Origin of the sequence: Streptomyces sp. NPDC001549 (assembly GCF_042894025.1) — a bacterium.
GTDB lineage: Bacteria > Actinomycetota > Actinomycetes > Streptomycetales > Streptomycetaceae > Streptomyces > Streptomyces kutzneri.
Genome location: NZ_JBIAVJ010000014.1, coordinates 39,061 through 56,374, shown reverse-complemented (window position 1 = coordinate 56,374; position 17,314 = coordinate 39,061). Strand labels below are relative to the sequence as shown.

14 protein-coding genes are annotated in these 17,314 nt (G+C 73.6%); 10 read left to right on the top strand and 4 right to left on the bottom strand.

From position 1 onward, the window contains the following. Window positions 1-124: 124 nt before the first annotated feature. Window positions 125-1,288, top strand: coding sequence for a cysteine desulfurase family protein (locus tag ACFY04_RS22820; protein WP_389119167.1), 1,164 nt, complete (start codon window positions 125-127; stop codon window positions 1,286-1,288). Here the strand turns inward: ACFY04_RS22820 and ACFY04_RS22815 are convergent. Further along, on the bottom strand, window positions 1,281-1,961 hold the full coding sequence (locus tag ACFY04_RS22815) for an N-acetylmuramoyl-L-alanine amidase (RefSeq protein ID WP_389119166.1): 681 nt from the start codon (window positions 1,959-1,961) through the stop codon (window positions 1,281-1,283). The two genes, ACFY04_RS22820 and ACFY04_RS22815, sit on opposite strands and share 8 nt — an antisense overlap. A gap of 61 nt (window positions 1,962-2,022) precedes the next feature. On the opposite strand from ACFY04_RS22815, the gene mnmA reads away from it, so the two are divergent. Further along, entirely contained in the window at window positions 2,023-3,159 is a 1,137-nt protein-coding gene (gene mnmA, locus ACFY04_RS22810) for a tRNA 2-thiouridine(34) synthase MnmA (RefSeq protein WP_389119164.1), read from the top strand. 69 nt (window positions 3,160-3,228) lie between these two features. Here the strand turns inward: mnmA and ACFY04_RS22805 are convergent, their stop codons facing one another. Next, entirely contained in the window at window positions 3,229-4,002 is a 774-nt protein-coding gene (locus ACFY04_RS22805) for a PE-PPE domain-containing protein (RefSeq protein ID WP_389119162.1), read from the bottom strand. 200 nt (window positions 4,003-4,202) lie between these two features. On the opposite strand from ACFY04_RS22805, the gene ACFY04_RS22800 reads away from it, so the two are divergent. Next, window positions 4,203-6,743, top strand: a complete 2,541-nt coding sequence (locus ACFY04_RS22800) for a helix-turn-helix domain-containing protein (RefSeq protein ID WP_389119161.1) — start codon at window positions 4,203-4,205, stop codon at window positions 6,741-6,743. On the opposite strand, the gene ACFY04_RS22795 is transcribed toward ACFY04_RS22800, so the two are convergent. Both ACFY04_RS22795 and ACFY04_RS22790 read right to left on the bottom strand, forming a co-directional pair. Next, window positions 6,729-7,004 (bottom strand): hypothetical protein, encoded by a 276-nt coding sequence (locus tag ACFY04_RS22795; RefSeq protein ID WP_389119159.1) that lies wholly within the window; start codon window positions 7,002-7,004, stop codon window positions 6,729-6,731. The two genes, ACFY04_RS22800 and ACFY04_RS22795, sit on opposite strands and share 15 nt — an antisense overlap. A gap of 165 nt (window positions 7,005-7,169) precedes the next feature. Beyond that, window positions 7,170-8,093, bottom strand: a complete 924-nt coding sequence (locus ACFY04_RS22790) for an NADP-dependent oxidoreductase (RefSeq protein ID WP_389119157.1) — start codon at window positions 8,091-8,093, stop codon at window positions 7,170-7,172. A gap of 116 nt (window positions 8,094-8,209) precedes the next feature. On the opposite strand from ACFY04_RS22790, the gene ACFY04_RS22785 reads away from it, so the two are divergent. The 7 genes from ACFY04_RS22785 (at window position 8,210) to ACFY04_RS22755 (ending at window position 17,164) form a co-directional block, all read left to right on the top strand. Further along, window positions 8,210-9,175, top strand: coding sequence for a GlxA family transcriptional regulator (locus ACFY04_RS22785; protein WP_389119156.1), 966 nt, complete (start codon window positions 8,210-8,212; stop codon window positions 9,173-9,175). An 89-nt stretch (window positions 9,176-9,264) separates the two neighbouring features. After that, window positions 9,265-9,609 (top strand): DUF1330 domain-containing protein, encoded by a 345-nt coding sequence (locus ACFY04_RS22780; protein ID WP_389119154.1) that lies wholly within the window; start codon window positions 9,265-9,267, stop codon window positions 9,607-9,609. Continuing rightward, window positions 9,609-10,562, top strand: coding sequence for a hypothetical protein (locus ACFY04_RS22775; RefSeq protein ID WP_389119153.1), 954 nt, complete (start codon window positions 9,609-9,611; stop codon window positions 10,560-10,562). The genes ACFY04_RS22780 and ACFY04_RS22775 overlap by 1 nt, the downstream gene beginning before the upstream one ends. Before the next feature lie 122 nt (window positions 10,563-10,684). After that, window positions 10,685-11,374, top strand: coding sequence for an SDR family oxidoreductase (locus tag ACFY04_RS22770; protein WP_389119151.1), 690 nt, complete (start codon window positions 10,685-10,687; stop codon window positions 11,372-11,374). Then, window positions 11,371-12,354 carry a methionine synthase gene (locus ACFY04_RS22765; protein ID WP_389119149.1) on the top strand — a complete coding sequence of 328 codons (984 nt, stop codon included), beginning with the start codon at window positions 11,371-11,373 and terminating at the stop codon, window positions 12,352-12,354. Before ACFY04_RS22770 ends, ACFY04_RS22765 begins: the two co-directional genes overlap by 4 nt. A 31-nt stretch (window positions 12,355-12,385) precedes the next feature. Next, entirely contained in the window at window positions 12,386-14,587 is a 2,202-nt protein-coding gene (gene ligA / locus ACFY04_RS22760) for an NAD-dependent DNA ligase LigA (protein ID WP_389119148.1), read from the top strand. A 387-nt stretch (window positions 14,588-14,974) separates the two neighbouring features. After that, entirely contained in the window at window positions 14,975-17,164 is a 2,190-nt protein-coding gene (locus ACFY04_RS22755; protein WP_389119146.1) for a putative bifunctional diguanylate cyclase/phosphodiesterase, read from the top strand. Window positions 17,165-17,314: the final 150 nt, after the last annotated feature.

The following is a 17,314-nucleotide window of genomic DNA, read 5'->3' as shown; positions in this document are numbered from 1 at the left end:
CCCGGGCCTGACGCCGCTCCGGCCCGGGCCGGACGGATCCGGCGGCGCCCGGGGGTGCCTTGCCGGCCATCGCGGGGTCCCGCGGCGCAAGCGGCCACCGGCGGGCTCGTAGAATCGGGGGATCATGGCCTACCTCGACCACGCCGCCACCACCCCGATGCTGCCGGAGGCCGCCGCGGCGATGACCGCGCAGTTCGCCGCCACGGGGAACGCCTCCTCCCTGCACGCCGCCGGCCGCCGGGCCCGCCGTACCGTGGAGGAGGCCCGAGAGGCCTTCGCCGAGGCGGTCGGCGCCCGCCCCAGCGAGGTGGTCTTCACCGCCGGCGGCACGGAGGCCGACAACCTCGCCGTCAAGGGCCTCTACTGGGCCCGGCGCGACGCCGACCCCGCCCGGACCCGGGTCATCGCCAGCCCCGTCGAGCACCACGCCGTGCTCGACGCCGTCCACTGGCTCGCCGAGCACGAGGACGCGCAGGTCGAGTACCTGCCCGTGGACCGCTACGGGCGCGTCCACGCCGACGCCTTCCGCGAGGCCGTCGAGCGCAACCCCGACGACGTGGCCCTGGCCACCGTCATGTGGGCCAACAACGAGATCGGGACCGTCATGCCGGTCCGCGAACTGGCCGCCATCGCCCGCGAGTACGGGATCCCGCTGCACTCCGACGCCGTCCAGGCCTTCGGTCAGCTCGACGTCCACTTCGGCGACAGCGGCCTCGCCGCCATGACCGTCAGCGGCCACAAGATCGGCGGCCCCTACGGCATCGGCGCACTGCTGCTCGGCCGCGACCAGAGCCCCGTACCCGTCCTGCACGGCGGCGGCCAGGAGCGGCACGTCCGCTCCGGCACCCTCGACGTGCCGGCCGTCGCCGCCTTCGCCGTGGCCGCCGTCCTCGCCGTCGAACGGCGCGAGCGGTTCGCCACCGAGATCGGCGCCCTGCGCGACGAGCTGGTCGCCGCCGTCCGCGCGGCCGTGCCCGACGCCGTCCTCGGCGGAGACCCCGACGAGCGGCTTCCCGCCAACGCCCACTTCAGCTTCCCCGGCTGCGAGGGCGACTCGCTGCTGCTCCTGCTCGACGCCCAGGGCATCGAGTGCTCCACCGGCTCCGCGTGCACGGCGGGCGTGGCCCAGCCCAGCCACGTCCTGCTGGCCGCCGGCACCGACCCGCAGCTGGCCCGCGGCACCCTGCGCTTCTCCCTCGGCCACACCTCCACCAAGGAGGACGTCGCGGCCCTGGCCGCGGCCATCGGCCCGGCGGTGGAGCGCGCCCGCACGGCGGGCCTCAGCTAGGAGCCGGAGCGTCCAGGGCCGCCCGGACCAGGCCGATGTAGCGGTTCCAGTCCCAGTGGCGGCCGGGATCGGTGTGGTCGGCGCCCGGGACCTCGGAGTGGCCGACTATGTGCGTGCGGTCCGCCGGTATGCCGTACCGGCGGCAGACGTCGGCCGCCAGCCGGGCCGAAGCCGCGTACATCGTGTCCGTGAAGTCCTGCGGGCGGTCCACGAAGCCCACGTGCTCGATGCCGACACTGCGCTCGTTCATCGAGCGGTTCCCCGAGTGGAAGGCCACGTCCAGCTCGCGCACCATCTGCTCCACGTGCCCGTCCCCGCGCACTATGTAGTGCGCCGACGCCTTGTGCCACGGGTTCTTGAAGGCGTCCACCGAGGACTCGAAGCCGCCCTGTGTGACATGCACGACAATCCGGTCCACCCGGTAGTCGGCCGGGCGGTCCGCCTTGCGCCAGTTCGCCGGCGAGGCCGACGTCCAGCTCGCGCCCGCGTGGTCGAGCTCGCCCTCCTTGCGCGGCTTGTCCACACCCGGTATCAGCCACCAGGCACGGCCGATCTCCTCCCGGCCGGCCACCGCCGCCACCGCGAAGACCCCGAGCCCGCCGAAGAGCACGGCCCTGCGGGTCCGCCCCGGCGACTTCTTCCCCTTGTTCCCCTGCTCGACGATGTGATCCACCCCCCGTACCCCGATAACGCGCTGTGACCCCGCCCGGTTCCCCCGTACTCTGGACGGTGCTATGACTGAGAACCTGCCGCGCACCGCCCGCCCCCTTCGCGTCCTGGCCGCCATGTCCGGGGGCGTGGACTCCGCCGTCGCCGCCGCCCGCGCGGTCGAAGCCGGGCACGACGTGACCGGCGTCCACCTCGCGCTCTCCGCGAACCCGCAGTCCTTCCGGACCGGCGCCCGCGGCTGCTGCACCATCGAGGACTCCCGCGACGCCCGCCGGGCCGCCGATGTCATCGGCATCCCGTTCTACGTCTGGGACCTCGCCGAGCGCTTCCGCGAGGACGTCGTCGAGGACTTCATCTCCGAGTACGAGGCCGGGCGCACCCCGAACCCCTGCCTGCGCTGCAACGAGAAGATCAAGTTCGCGGCGCTGCTCGACAAGGCCCTCGCGCTCGGCTTCGACGCCGTCTGCACCGGCCACTACGCGACCGTCGTGCTGAACGAGGACGGCTCCCGCGAGCTGCACCGCGCCTCCGACATGGCCAAGGACCAGTCCTACGTCCTCGGGGTCCTCGACGAGAAGCAGCTCGCCCACGCCCTCTTCCCGCTCGGTGACACCCTCACCACCAAGGAAGAGATCCGCGCCGAGGCCGAGGAGCGGGGGCTGGCCGTCGCGAAGAAGCCCGACAGCCACGACATCTGCTTCATCGCCGACGGCGACACCCAGGGCTTCCTCGCGAACCGCCTCGGCAAGGCCGAGGGCGACATCGTCGACGAGGCGACCGGCGAGAAGGTCGGCACCCACGAGGGCGCCTTCGGCTTCACCATCGGCCAGCGCAAGGGCCTGCGCATCGGCCACCCCGCCCCCGACGGCAAGCCGCGCTACGTCCTCGACATCTCCCCGGTGAACAACACCGTCACCGTCGGCCCCGTCGAGGCCCTCGACGTCACCGCCCTCACCGCGATCCGCCCCCGCTGGTGCGGAGCCGTGGCCGCCGCCCCGGGCACCTACACCGCCCAGCTGCGCGCCCACGGCGGCGAGACCGAGGTCTTCGCCGAGGTCGTGGACGGCGAGCTGCGCGTCTCCTTCACCGAGCCGGTCCGGGGCGTGGCCCCCGGCCAGGCGATCGTGCTCTACGACGGCACCCGCGTGGTCGGCTCGGCCACCATCGCGACCACGAAGCGGGCGACCGCCGCCGCCGTCTGAACGGCGCCCTTCACGGCATGACACCGCGGCCCGTCCCCCCGGGCGGGCCGCGGTGTCATGCTGCCCCGATCAGGCCGCCGGGTACCAGACGGTCCCGTTGCCGCCGTGCTGGGCGAGGGTGCTCGCGATGATCTCGCCCTCCCGGAAGTAGCGCGGGTGCTGCTGCAGGAAGCCGGGGAAGGAGTCCAGGTACGTCGCGTCACAGACCCCGTCGGTCTTGATGCAGTGGCGCTGGACCGGGACGCCGGGGAACACCTCCGGCCCGGTGCCGGGGGAGTACGCCACGAACGGGATGAGGACCCCCTCGGGGACCAGGCGCCAGAAACCGGTTCCGGGCTGCATCGGGTCGGAGTAGAGCATGCCGTCGACCCGCTCGCGCGGCACCTCGGTGCCGCCCGCGGCGATCGTCTGGAGCAGCAGGTCGGCGACCCAGGCGCCCTGGGAGTAGCCGGCGATCGTGAAGGTCGCGGTCGGGTCGGACCGGTAGGCGTCCTCCAGGGCGGCCCTGGCGTTCCAGTAGCCCTGGTTCACGCTGTCGCCGAAGCTCGGTGCGAAGGGGGCCGGTTGTTCGTTGTGGCTGCCGACGAAGGGGCCGCCGCTGGCCACGTAGCAGACCGGAATCGCGATGCCCCCGTTCAGATGCCGGTTCGCGGCGTCGAAGCTCGTGGTGCACCCGGGTGCGTCCGCGGCCGCGCCGGTACCGCCGATCTCGATGTAGTAGTGGTTCGCCGGGGCGGCGTGCGCGGTGGCCGGCGCGGCCACGGCGCCTGCGAGTAAGAGGACCGTCGACGCGACGACGGACTTGAGGCGGCGGGCGAGCCTGTGCGGCTTCTTGGTGGACATACGGGTCAACTCCCCTGGGTCAAGGCGGGCACCGCGTCGGGTGCGGCGACCGGCACTCATCGTGGTGTTCGTGCTGGTCGGGGGACCATGCCCGCAACCGGCCATATGTGGCCGGTCGGCGGTGCCCCGTGGTTTGACCGGGAGCCGGGAGGACATCGGACTCAAGTGGCAGGGTCGTCGTCGGGCGGAAGGGTGGACAAGTGAGCAGCCGGTTCGGTGCGTTGCTCCGCGGGTTGCGGCACGAGGCGGGGATGACGCAGGAGCAGTTGGCCGAGCGGTCCCGGCTCGGGGTCCGCACCATCCACCGGCTGGAGACCGGCAAACCCACCGACGCCCGGATGGGAACGGTGAAGCAGGTCGCGCACGCGCTGGCCGACGAGCTGAAGCGCGACCGGGACGCGCTCTGGACGGACCTGCTGGCCGCACATCGCGGCAACGGATCCGCTGCCGGGGAGGACCTGCGTGCCGCACGTGCTCCCGTACCGGAGCAGGAGCAGGAGCCGGAGCCGGAGCCGGAGCGGGCGAAGGAGCAGGCGCGGGAGCAGGCGTCCGCACCGGACCGTCCGGTCCGGCCCGTGCCGCACCGCACCCTGCCGACGTCCCGGGGCACCCTGGCCGAGGCCGCCGGGGCGCTCGCCCACGACGTCTACGGCCGCTGCATCCGCGAGGAGGAGCAGCGCCGCATCCACGACCCCTTCCCGCTGCCCGTGCGGTGGCGGTCGGCCCCCGCCGACCTGCTGGACCACTGGGACAACATCCGCGGCACCGCGCCCGGAGCCGCCCGCGGCCCGCTGTCCCTCGACGGCGGCCTCACGGACATCGCCGACGTCTACCGGCGCGTCCGGTCCGGGCGGCTGGTGGTGCTCGGCCGGGCCGGCTCCGGCAAGACCGTCCTCGTCCTGCGGTTCGTCCTCGACCACCTGGGCGCGCGCTCCGACACCGAGCCCGTGCCCGTGGTCTTCAGCATGGGATCGTGGGACCCGACCGGCACCACCCTGCGCGACTGGCTGATCGCCCGCCTGCTGCGCGACCACCCGAACCTCGACGCCCGCGCCCCCGGCGGCTCGACCCTCGCCGCCGCCCTGGTGGACGCCGGATGGATCCTGCCGGTCCTGGACGGGTTCGACGAGATGGCCACCGGGCTGCTCGGCGTCGCCCTGCGCGAACTCAATGCGAGCTCGCTGCCCCTGCTCCTGACCAGCCGCACCGAGCAGTTCGCCGAGGCCGTCGGGGTCGAGGTGCTCCGCCGGACCGCGGGCATCGAGCTGCTGGACCTGGACGCCGACGACCTGGTCCACTACCTGCCCCGCACCGCACGCCCGAGCGCGCCGGCCGGCCGGGAGGGACCGGACGGCCCGGAGGGACCGGACGGCCGGGACGGACGGGCCGCCACCGGATGGGACCCCGTCCTGGAGCGGCTGCGCACGGACCCGGACGGCGGGCCGGGCGCCCGCCTCAGGGCCGTACTGAGCACCCCGCTGATGGTCCTGCTGGTCCGGACCGCCTACAGCGACACCCCGGCCCAGGACCCGGCCGGGCTGCTGGACGAGGCCCGCTTCCCGACCCCGGAGGCCATCGAGGAGCATCTGCTGGCCGGGTTCGTGCCGAGCGTCTACCAGTCCCTGCCCACGGCCGTCCCGGGCGCCCGCCGCGGCCGCAGGCCCCGTAGCTGGGACCCGCACCGCGCGCGGCGCTACCTGGGCCACCTCGCCGGCCACCTGGACCGGCCCGGGCGCCGCGCGGGCCAGGACCTGGCGTGGTGGCAGCTGCGCGACTCACTGCGGCTGTCCTCGCGGATCCTGGCCGTCGTCCTCGCCTGCTCCCTGGTCACCGCCGTCGCCGACTGGCTGGTCTTCCCGGCGAAGAACCTGGCCGCGGGCCGCGGCGCCGCGTTCGCCCTGGGTGCGGGCCTGCTGGACGCACTGCTGTTCGGCCCAGCCGTCGGCCTCGCCTTCGGGCTGGTCTACGGGCTCATGGCCGTGCTCGGGATCCGGGCGTTCGAGCCGTCCCGGGTGCGGATGCGGCTGCCCGGCCGCCGCCGGCGGGGCGTCGGACCGTCCTCCCGCCGGTTCGCCACCCTGGTCCCAGCCGGACTGCTGGGCGGCTTCGTGATGGGCCTCGGGTGCGGAATCGCCTTCACCGTGGGCGCGCAGCTGACGTACGGCGGGGTGCTGGTCAACGCGGCGGTGATCGAGGCGACGGCCGTCAACTGCCTCATGTACGGACTCACGTTCGCCCTGGCGGGAGGCCTCGTACTCGGGCTCGTGGCCACGCTGGAGACCCCCATCGACCTCGGCCGTGCCGCCACCCCGACGGACCTGCTGGCCGTCAACCGCAGCATCGTGGTGCGCCAGGCACTCTTCCTCGCGCCGATGCTCACCCTGGTGATCGCCTTCGGCGGCCGGCTCATGACCGAGCTGTTCCAGGGCGTCGTCGGCCCCCTGACCTGGCCGATGGCCGACGGGCTCGCGCTCGGCGCCGTGGGCGGGGTGGCCGGCGCGCTCTCCTACGTCCTGGCGTTCACCGCCTGGGGCCAGTGGGTGCTCCTGACCCGGATCTGGCTGCCGCTGACCGGCCGCCTCCCCTGGGCGACGGTCGCCTTCCTGGAGGACGCCTACCGGCGCGGCGTCCTGCGCCAGGTCGGCGCCGTCTACCAGTTCCGCCACGCCCGCCTCCAGCGGCACCTGCGCGGCCGGCCCACCGGCCAGGACCTGCCGGGCGGAGGGTCACCCGCCCGGTGATCTCCACACCGTCTCCGGGCGGTGGTTCGACCCGGTGATCGTCGCCCAGCAGAGCCCGCAGGAGATCATGTCGTTGTCCTCGTCGAAGCTGAGATCCGCCGGCTGACCCGGTACGGACCTGGCCACCGCGAAGTCGATCGGCGTCTCCATGGAGCACTGCTGGTCGCTCTTGGCCGGCCAGAACGCATCGTCGCCGAGGCTGGACGAACGCGGGCGGAAGCTGCTGCCGGCCCGGACCAGCGCGTCGACCATCTCGTACATGTGTCGCTGCTTACTCCATGGCCCGAGTCTGCACCGCGCCGTCGGCGTGAACAGGGGGTGGGGTGGCCCGACGGACCCGGCCGCCCGCTGTCCCCGGTCACGCCGGGGCAGCGGGCGGACTGCGGCGAACCTGATCGCGCGGACGGGGCGCGGCCGGTGTGCGCCTCAGGCGACGGTCAGGACGATCTTGCCGGTGGTGCGGCCCTGCTCGCCGATCTCGTGGGCCTTCGCGGCCTGCTCCAGCGGCAGCACCGTGTCGACCAGCGGCTTCAGCAGGCCCTGCTCGACGAGCGCCGCGATCTCCCGCAGGCCGCCCAGGTCCGGCTCCACCAGGACCCAGGAGGCGTGCACCCCCTGCGGGTCGGCCGGGAGGGAGTCCGGGCCGGGCAGGGTCACCAGATGGCCGCCGGCCTTGAGGACCTTCAGGGAGCGCCGCGTGTAGTCCCCGCCGATGGCGTCGATCACGACGTCCACGTCGGCGACGGCGTCCTCGAAGTCCGTGGTGCGGTAGTCGATCACCTCGTCCGCGCCGAGCTCGCGCAGCAGCGCGTGCTTGCCGGCGCTCGCGGTGCCGATCACGTACGCGCCGCGGGCCTTGGCGATCTGCACCGCCAGGTGGCCCACCCCGCCGGCCGCCGCGTGCACCAGCACCCGCTGTCCGGCGCTCACCCCGGCCGTGTCCACCAGGGCCTGCCAGGCGGTCAGCGCGGCCAGCGGCAGCGCCGCGGCCTGCACGTGGTCCAGCGTGGCCGGCTTGGGTGCGAAGTGCCGGGCGGGGGCCGTCACGTACTCGGCGTACGCGCCGGCCTGCTGCGGGAAGCGGGGCATCCCGTACACCTCGTCGCCCACCCGGTACAGGGTCACGCCCGGTCCCACGGCCTCGACGGTGCCGGACACGTCCCAGCCGACCGCCGGCACGGGGCCCCAGGGGATCAGGGCGCCGCTCTCGCGCGTCTTCCAGTCCACCGGGTTGACCCCGGCGGCGTGGACCCGTACCAGGACCTCGCCCATAGCGGGCTCCGGACGCTCGGCCTCGGTCTCGACGAGGACCTCGGGTCCGCCCCACTTGCTGATGACGACGGCGCGCATGACATGTCTCCTTGCTGGTTTCTCACCGGCCGGTGTCCCGGCCGATGACCTCACTGTCTCCGCTCGCCGAACCTCGCAGTGTTGGCCGTACGGCCACCATGTGACAGGATCTGGCCATGCACCGAATCGCCGTACTCGCCCTCGAAGGGGTCCCTCCGTTCGAGCTCGGCATCCCCTCCCGCGTCTTCGGCAACGCCCAGGACGAGGCCGGGGCGCCGCTGTACGAGGTGACCGTCTGCACCGCCGACGGCCTGCCCGTGACCAGCGACGCGGGCTTCACCGTCGGCGTCTCGGCGGGCCCCGAGGCCCTCGCCGCCGCCGACACCGTGATCGTCACGCCCACCCACGCGATGGACGAGCTCGCGCACGGCGCGCCCCTGCCCCAGCCGCTGGCCGACGCCCTCGCGGCGATCCGGCCCGGCACCCGGCTGGTCTCCCTGTGCACCGGCTCGTACGTCCTGGCCGCCGCCGGACTGCTCGACGGCCGGCCCGCCACCACGCACTGGCTGCACGCGCCCGAGTTCCAGCGCGGCTTCCCGCGCGTCCGCCTCGACGAGGAGGTCCTCTTCGTCGACGACGGCGACATCCTCACCTCGGCCGGCGTGGCCGCCGGCATCGACCTCTGCCTCTACCTGATCCGCCAGGACCACGGCACGGGCGTGGCCAACCGGGCCGCGCGGCTCTGCGTGGTCCCGCCCTGGCGCGACGGCGGGCAGGTCCAGTACATCGACCGCCCCGTCCCCGAGCCGACCGTCGCCACCACCACCGCCACCCGCGCGTGGGCCCTGGAACGCCTCGCCGAACCGGTCACCCTCGGCGAGCTCGCCGCGCACGCCAGGATGAGCCTGCGCACCTTCACCCGCCGGTTCCGCGACGAGGTCGGCATGACCCCGGTGCAGTGGCTCACCGCGCAACGCCTCGAACTGGCCCGCCACTTGCTGGAGTCCAGCGACCTGCCGGTCGACCTGGTGGCCCACCGGGCCGGCTTCGGCTCGGCCAACTCCCTGCGCCAGCACATGCGTTCCGCCCTCGGCGTCTCCCCGATCGCCTACCGGCGCACCTTCCAGCCCGCCTCGGCGTGACCTCGGAGGTAATCGCGGCCGTGAACGCGGGCTGTCAGGATCGGATCAACCGGCCCGCACCGGCAGGCCGGTTGACGAGGGAGAAGACCATGACCGCGTACGCCATCGCCCACATCCGCCCCGAGACGATGAACGAGGACATCCTCACGTACATCGAGACCGTCCAGTCGACGATGGACCCCTTCGGCGGCCGCTTCCTCGTCCACGGCAAGGAGGTCGAGGTCCTGGAGGGCCCCTTCCCCGGCACGGTCGTCATCATCGGCTTCCCCGACATCGAGCGGGCACGCGCCTGGTACGCCTCCGACGCCTACCAGGCCATCCTCCCGCTGCGCACGAACCACATCGCCGGCGAGACCTTCCTGGTCGAGGGCGTCCCGGCCGGCTACGACGCCTCGAAGACGGCCGCCGCCCTGCGCGCCGAAGCCGGCCTCTGATGGGCAACCGGGCCACCTTCGTGACCGTGGGCGCCGAGGGGTACGAGCACCGGGGCTCCTCCTTCGGCGCCGTCGGCCTCGATCTCGACCTGCTCGGCGGCCCGGACGCGGTCCTGCCCTTCGTCCTCGGCCACCGGCGCGAGGACGGCCCCTGGTACGACGACGACATGTGCGAAGCGGGCGCCCTGATCGACCACTCCCGCAGACTGCTCCTGGTCTTCGCCCGGGAAGGCCCGTCGGTGGCCATGCGCACCCGCGCGGCCTGGTGGCGGCTGCTCGGGCTCGCCTGGCCCGGATGGGAGCTCCGCTGGGTGTACGACGGCCAGAGCGGCCTGCGCGCCCACCTCGGCCTGGACCCGGGGCGCGAACGCGACACCCTGTATCCCGGCCCGCCGCTGGAGGCCGACGACGAGGAACTGGCCGATCCCGACCCGATGGCCGCCGTCGTCACGGTCGGATCCGGCCGCTGCCACGTCCTCGCCCACATCGAGGACCATCCCGTGGCCGAGGGCCCGGCGCTCCTCGACCGGCTCTCGGGCGCCCCCGGCCACGCCGGGTACGCAGGTCGCGCCGAGGCCGGCATCCACGTCGACCCCGGGGCCCGCAGGGTCGGCTGGTGGCTGACCGGAATCGTGCCCCACGCCGGACGGATGGCCGCGTGCTGGCCCGGCTGGACCGTGGAATTCTGGGCCGACCGCTGGAGCGAGCACGCCCGGTCGGTTCCCGGCCTGTTCACCCCGCCCGCCGGCGACCCGGCGGCCGCGCTGGACGCCGTACGCGACGAGGCGCTGGAGCGCTGGGCCGAACCGCGTGCCGACCGGCGGGCACAGCTCGTCGCCGCGTACCCGCGGATGGTCATCGGCACCGGCTTCCCGCCCGCCGTCACCGCGCAGCGGGCGGCCCTGGCACGGGCGGTCGTCGAACGCTCCCGGCGGGCCGCCGCAGCCGGCTGAGCGCCCGGCGCGCGGACGGCCCGTCCGCGCGGGAACGGACCGCCGGGACGGGGAGTCCCGGGCCGAGCCGGGCACCGGGGCTTCGCCCTCCCCGGCCCGCGGGACCTGCGAGCATGGGCGGTATGGCTACTCACTTGATCACCGGCGCCGGCTCCGGCATCGGCGCCGCCGTCGCGGCCCGGCTGCACGCCCGCGGCGACGACCTCGTCCTCCTCGCCCGGGACGCCGGCCGCGCCCGCGAGCTCGTCGGCCGTTACCCCGGCGCCACGTCCCTCGTCGGCGACCTCGCCGACCCCGACCGGCTGTCGTGGGCGTTCTCCAAGCAGGCCGTCCCGGAGCGGATCGACTCCCTGCTGCACATCGCCGGGATCGTGGACCTCGGACCGGTCGGTGAGCTCCGGCCCAAGACCTGGCACCAGCAGCTCAACGTGAACCTGATCGCCCCCGCCGAGGTCACTCGGCTGCTGCTGCCCACCCTGCGCGCCTCCAAGGCCACCGTCGTCTTCGTGAACTCGGGCGCCGGTCTGACCGCCCACGCCGACTGGAGCGCGTACGCCGCCTCCAAGCACGGGCTCAAGGCGCTCGCCGACTCGCTGCGCGGCGAGGAGCGGGCCAACGGCATCCGCGTCACCTCCGTCTACCCGGGCCGCACCGCCAGCCCCATGCAGGCCAAGGTGCACTCGCAGGAGGGCAAGGAGTACGACCCGGCCGCCTGGATCGACCCCGAGTCCGTGGCGACCACGATCGTCATGGCCATCGACCTGCCCCGCGACGCCGAGGTCAACGACCTGAGCGTCCGGCCGGGCCGATGAGCGCCGGCGCCACCGGCGTCGGATCGCTGCCCGGCGGCGACGCCCGCGAGGCAGCGAAGACCGTCACCGGGTCCTTCGAGGAGTTCCCCTACCTCGCCGAGCTGCCCGCCCGCGGGCCCGGCGCGGACATGATCGGCCGGTCCCTCGGACTGCTCGTGGACATGTACGCCCACGTCGAGCCCAGCGGCTGGCGGATCAGCGACCGCCCGGGACGGGACTCGAAGCGGGCCCGGTCCTGGCTGGGGGAGGACCTCGACGCGCTGGAGGAGTTCACCCAGGGCTACACGGGGAAGCTCAAGGTCCAGGCCGTCGGACCGTGGACGCTGGCCGGCGCCCTGGAACTGCACGGCGGCGAGGCCATGCTCCAGGACCCGGGGGCCTGCCGGGACCTGGCCGGATCGCTGGCCGAGGGCCTGCGCGAGCACCTGGCCGATGTGCGCAAGCGCATTCCGGGGGCCCAGGTCGTGCTGCAGCTCGACGAGCCCTCGCTGACCGCCGTACTGCTCGGCCGGGTCCGCTCGGCGAGCGGCTACCGCACCTACCGCGCCGTCGACCGGCAGGTGGTCGAGGGCGCGCTGCGCGACCTGTTCGCCGTCCACGACGGGGAGGTCGTGGTGCACTCCTGCGCGCCCGAGGTCCCCTTCGGCCTGCTCCGCAGGGCCGGTGCCACGGGGGTGTCGTTCGATTTCTCGCTGCTCACCGAGCGCGAGGACGACGCCATCGGGGAGGCGGTCGAAGGCGGCACGAAACTCTTCGCCGGAGTGGTGCCCGGCACGGACGCCCCGTTGTCGGACCCGGGCGGTAGCGTCATGGGTGTCAGGAAGCTTTGGCGCAGGCTGGGGCTGGCCCCGGGGACTCTGGCGGAGTCCGTCGTGGTCACCCCGTCGTGCGGTCTGGCGGGCGCTTCGCCCGCCTACGCCCGCGCGGTGCAGGCGCATTGCGTCAGGGCGGCGAGGTCGCTCGCCGACAACCCTGAGTGACGGTCGAAGACGGGCCACGGGAGGACACGGCATGGCAGCCGAACAGCAGGACACGGCAGTACCGACGGCGGCGCGCGAGCAGCACGCGCTGCTGGCGGAGCAGGTGGAGGAGCACCGCTTCCGGTACTACGTGAACGACCAGCCGGTCGTCAGCGACGCCGAGTTCGACCAGCTGCTGCGCTCGCTGGAGGCACTGGAGGAGCAGTACCCGGAGCTCCGTACGCCCGACTCGCCCACCCAGAAGGTGGCCGGGGCGTACGAGACGGACTTCGCCTCCGTCGAGCACCGGGAGCGCATGCTCTCCCTCGACAACGCCTTCGACGACGAGGAACTGGCGGCCTGGGCCGAGCGGGTGGCCCGGGACGTGAACACCTCGGACTACCACTACCTGTGCGAGCTGAAGGTGGACGGCCTCGCCGTCAACCTCACCTACGAGAACGGCCGTCTCACCCGGGCGGCCACCCGCGGCGACGGCCGCACCGGTGAGGACATCACGCCCAACGTCCGTACCATCGCCGAGATCCCGGACCGGCTCAAGGGCGACCGGATCCCGGCTCTGGTCGAGATCCGCGGCGAGGTCTACTTCCCGATGGAGAAGTTCGAGGAGCTCAACGCGCGGCTGGTGGAGGCGGAGGGCAAGCCCTTCGCCAACCCGCGCAACGCGGCGGCCGGTTCGCTGCGGCAGAAGGACCCCAAGGTCACGGCGAGCCGCCCGCTGCACATGGTCGTGCACGGCATCGGCGCCCGCGAGGGCTTCGAGATCGAGCGCCAGTCGCAGGCGTACGAGCTGCTGCACGAGTGGGGTCTGCCGACCGCGCAGCACAACAAGGTGGTCGCCACGCTCGCCGAGGTCCGCGAGTTCATCACGGAATTCGGCGTGAACCGGCACTCGGTGGAGCACGAGATCGACGGCGTGGTCGTCAAGCTCGACGAGATCTCCCTCCAGGGCCGGCTCGGCTCCACCGCGCGCGCCCCTCGCTGGGCGATTGCCTGGAAGTACGCGCCCGAAGAGGTCAACACCAAGCTGATCGACATCAAGGTCGGTGTCGGCCGCACCGGCCGCGTGACCCCGTACGCGCAGGTGGAGCCGGTGACGGTGGCGGGCTCCGAGGTCGAGTTCGCGACCCTGCACAACCAGGAGGTCGTCAAGGCCAAGGGCGTCCTCATCGGGGACACCGTCGTCCTGCGCAAGGCGGGCGACGTCATCCCCGAGATCCTCGGCCCGGTGGTGGACCTGCGCGACGGCACCGAGCGGGAGTTCGTGATGCCGGCCGTCTGTCCCGCGTGCGGGACGGAGCTGCGGCCCATGAAGGAGGGGGACATCGACGTCCGGTGCCCCAACGCCCAGACCTGCCCGGCCCAGTTGCGCGAGCGGCTCTTCTACCTGGGCGGCCGGCAGTCCCTGGACATCGAGAACTTCGGCATGGTGGCGGCGGCCGCGCTGACCGGCCCGCTGGAGCCGGCCCAGCCGCCGCTGCTGGACGAGGGCGACCTCTTCGGCCTGACCATCGAGCAGCTGCTGCCCATCAAGGCGTACGTCCTGGACCCGGACAGCGGGCTGCCCAAGCGGGACCCGAAGACGGGTGAGGAGAAGATCGTCACGGTCTTCGCCAACCAGAAGGGCGAACCGAAGAAGAACGCCCTGTCCATGCTGGAGCACATCGCCGCCGCCAAGGACCGCCCGCTCGCCCGCATCATCAACGGCCTGTCGATCCGTCACGTCGGACCGGTCGCGGCCGAGGCGCTGGCCCGCGAGTTCCGGTCGATCGAGCGCATCGAGCAGGCCACCGAGGAGGAGCTGACCGCCACCGACGGGGTCGGCGCGATCATCGCCGCCTCGCTCAAGGAGTGGTTCGCCGTCGGCTGGCACCAGGAGATCCTGCGCAAGTGGCGGGAGGCCGGGGTCCGGATGGAGGAGGAAGGTTCCGCCGAGGAGGCGGGGCCGCGGCCCCTGGAGGGGCTGACCGTCGTCGTCACCGGCACTCTGCAGAGCCACACGCGGGACGGCGCGAAGGAGGCCCTGCAGAGCCTCGGCGCCAAGGTCACCGGATCCGTGTCGAAGAAGACCTCCTTCGTCGTGGTCGGGGACAACCCCGGCTCGAAGTACGACAAGGCCATGCAGTTGAAGCTCGCCGTCCTCGACGACGCCGGATTCGCCGTGCTGCTGGAGCAGGGACCGGACGCGGCACGCGAGGCCGCGCTCCCGGTGGACGGCGAGGGCGAAGCGCAGTAGTACCGACAGGGCAATCGCCGAGGGGGAGTAGCGAAGGCGAACGGATGCGTGGCGTGCGGTCGTACGGGCGGGCGCACGCCAGGCGCGGCGAACGGTGGTAAACGGCTGGTACAAGGCTGGTCGCAGGGCGGTGAGCTGTCGGATCATCGGACGGGTGACAGGGGGGTCCCGGTCCAAACTCACCCGTTCGGCGGATACCGTACTGATGAGGATGGCTGGGTCGCATTCGGGCAACCACTGCCGACCGCTGCCCCTGGGAGCCTCGCGCGTCCTACTGTTGAGGGGTGCGCCTGTCGTGCACGGCTGCAGGATGCGATTTCGGCCGTGGTGGCATGACATCGGGGCCATCGCGTGACATCGGCATCGCCGGCTGTGAGAGGTACGGGCATGAAACCCACCGAAAGCGCCGACCCGTCACCTGAATTCGGCGGGGAACTCCCGTCCATGCGGGCGGGCAGGGCGGGCAGGCCCGGGATCCTGGGTGCCAGGACACCGGAGACCCGACCGGTCCACACCGGTGCGGGCGGGCAGGAGCGGCGCGGTGCGCTGCCCTTCCTCGTCGTGGGGCTCGCCGTCACGGCGCTCACCATCGGCATCGTCTCCGCGCTGAGCGGTCGTCATGCGCTGTTTCCCGGCGGTCCGGTCGGCTGGGCCCTGGCCCTCCTCACCGGCATCATCGTCGGCCACCTCGTCGCCCTCGGCCGCGACCGCTGGTGGGGCGGCACCGGATCGGGCGCCGCGCTCACCCTCGGCGTGCTCATCCTCTACGGATGGGTCCCCGCCGGACTGGTCTCGCTCGCGGTGGTCTCCCTGGTGGGGGCCGCGCGCCGGCACCGCTGGCGGCAGGGGCTGCTGCACGGCTCCGTGGACATCCTCGGCATCGGTGCGGGGTCCCTCGTACTCGCCGCCTTCGGCGAGGCGCCCTCCGTCGAGACCCCCTGGCTCCCAACCTCCTGGGGGCTGGAGGCGATCCCCGAGATCGTCTTCGTCGCCGTCGCCTACCTGCTCGCCACCCGGTTCCTGCTCTGGATCGCGCTCGCGCCGCGCGGCGACGGACTGCCCACCGTCGCCCGCACCGCTCTGCTCCGGCAGGCCTTAGTAGCCGTGGCGCTGCTCGGCATCGCCCCCCTGATCTGCGTCGTCGCCGTCAGCCAGCCGGTGCTGCTGCCGCTGTTCGCCGTACCCCTGATCGCACTGGACTCCACCCTGTGGATCGCCCGGGCCCGCGCCGAGGAACAGCTGCGGGACCCGCTGACCGGGCTGCCCAACCGGCAGTGGCTGCTGGAGCGGGCCTGGTCCGCCCTGGACGAGGCCGAACGTTCCGGCACCCGGGCCGCCCTCGTGCTCATCGACCTGGACCGTTTCCGGGCGGTCAACGACACCCTGGGGCACCTGGCGGGCGACCGGCTGCTGCTCCAGATCGCCGAGCGGCTGCGCCAGGCGCTGCCCGAGGACGCCGAGGCGGCCCGGCTCGGCGGCGACGAGTTCGCCGTCCTGCTCCCCTTCGCCGACTCCACCACCAGCGCCCAGCGCATCGCCCGCCACCTGGTCGCGGAGCTCAGCTCCCCCCTCGACCTGGACGGCCTCACGCTCGTCCTGGAGGCCAGCGCGGGCCTCGCCGTCTTCCCCGACCACGCGCTCGACGCGGAGGGGCTGCTGCGGCGCGCGGACGTGGCGATGTACCAGGCGAAGCGCGACCGTACGGGCGTCGAGGTGTACGAGTCCAAGCGGGACAGCAACACGCCCGACCGTCTGGGCCTGCTCGGCGACCTCCGCAGGGCCCTCGACGCCGGGGAAGTGGAACTCCACTACCAGCCGAAGGTCCGCTTCGACGGCCAGGTCGCCGGGCTCGAAGCCCTGGTGCGCTGGGTGCACCCGGAACGCGGCCGGGTATCCCCGGACGAGTTCATCGCGATCGCCGAGACCTCCGGGCTGATGCCGCACCTGACGGAGTACGTGCTGGAGACGGCCCTCGCCCAGGTGGCGCGGTGGCGGGCCCAGGGCCTCAAGGTCCCGGTGGCGGTCAACGTGTCGCCCCGCGACGTCCACACCCCGGGCTTCGCGGGCGCGGTCGCCGCGCGGCTGGCCCGCCACGGGGTCCCGGCGAGCGGGCTGCAGCTGGAGATAACGGAACACGTCCTGCTGGAGGACCCCCAGCGGGCGGCCGACACCATGGCCGGGCTCACCGGCCACGGCGTGAAGATGTCCCTGGACGACTTCGGCACCGGCTACTCCTCGCTCGTCCACCTGCGCCGCCTGCCGGTCAGCGAGCTGAAGATCGACCGGTCGTTCGTCGGCCGGCTGGCGGTCGACACGCAGGACGCGGAGATCGTCCGCTGCACGGTGGACCTCGCGCACTCGCTGGGCCTGCTGGTCGTGGCGGAGGGCGTGGAGGACGACGAGACGTGGGAGCGGCTGCGGGACCTGGGCTGCGACGCCGTCCAGGGCTGGCTGGTCGCCGCCGCCATGCCGCCGCAGGAGGCCACCGCCTGGCTGCTGGCCCGCGGCGAGCGCGGCTGGCGCCGCCCGGCGGACATCACGGCGGAGCTCGCCGCCGCCGAGGCCGACGCGGTCTGACCGCCGTCGGCCCGGCCGGGCGCGGCACCGCTGCCGGGGGCTCTGCCCCCGGACCCCCGCGCCTCAGACGCCGGCGAGGCTGGATCTGGGCGATTGAGGCGCGGGGGCCGGGTCCGGATGGCACCCGGGAGGCCTCGCGCAGCGGCCCGG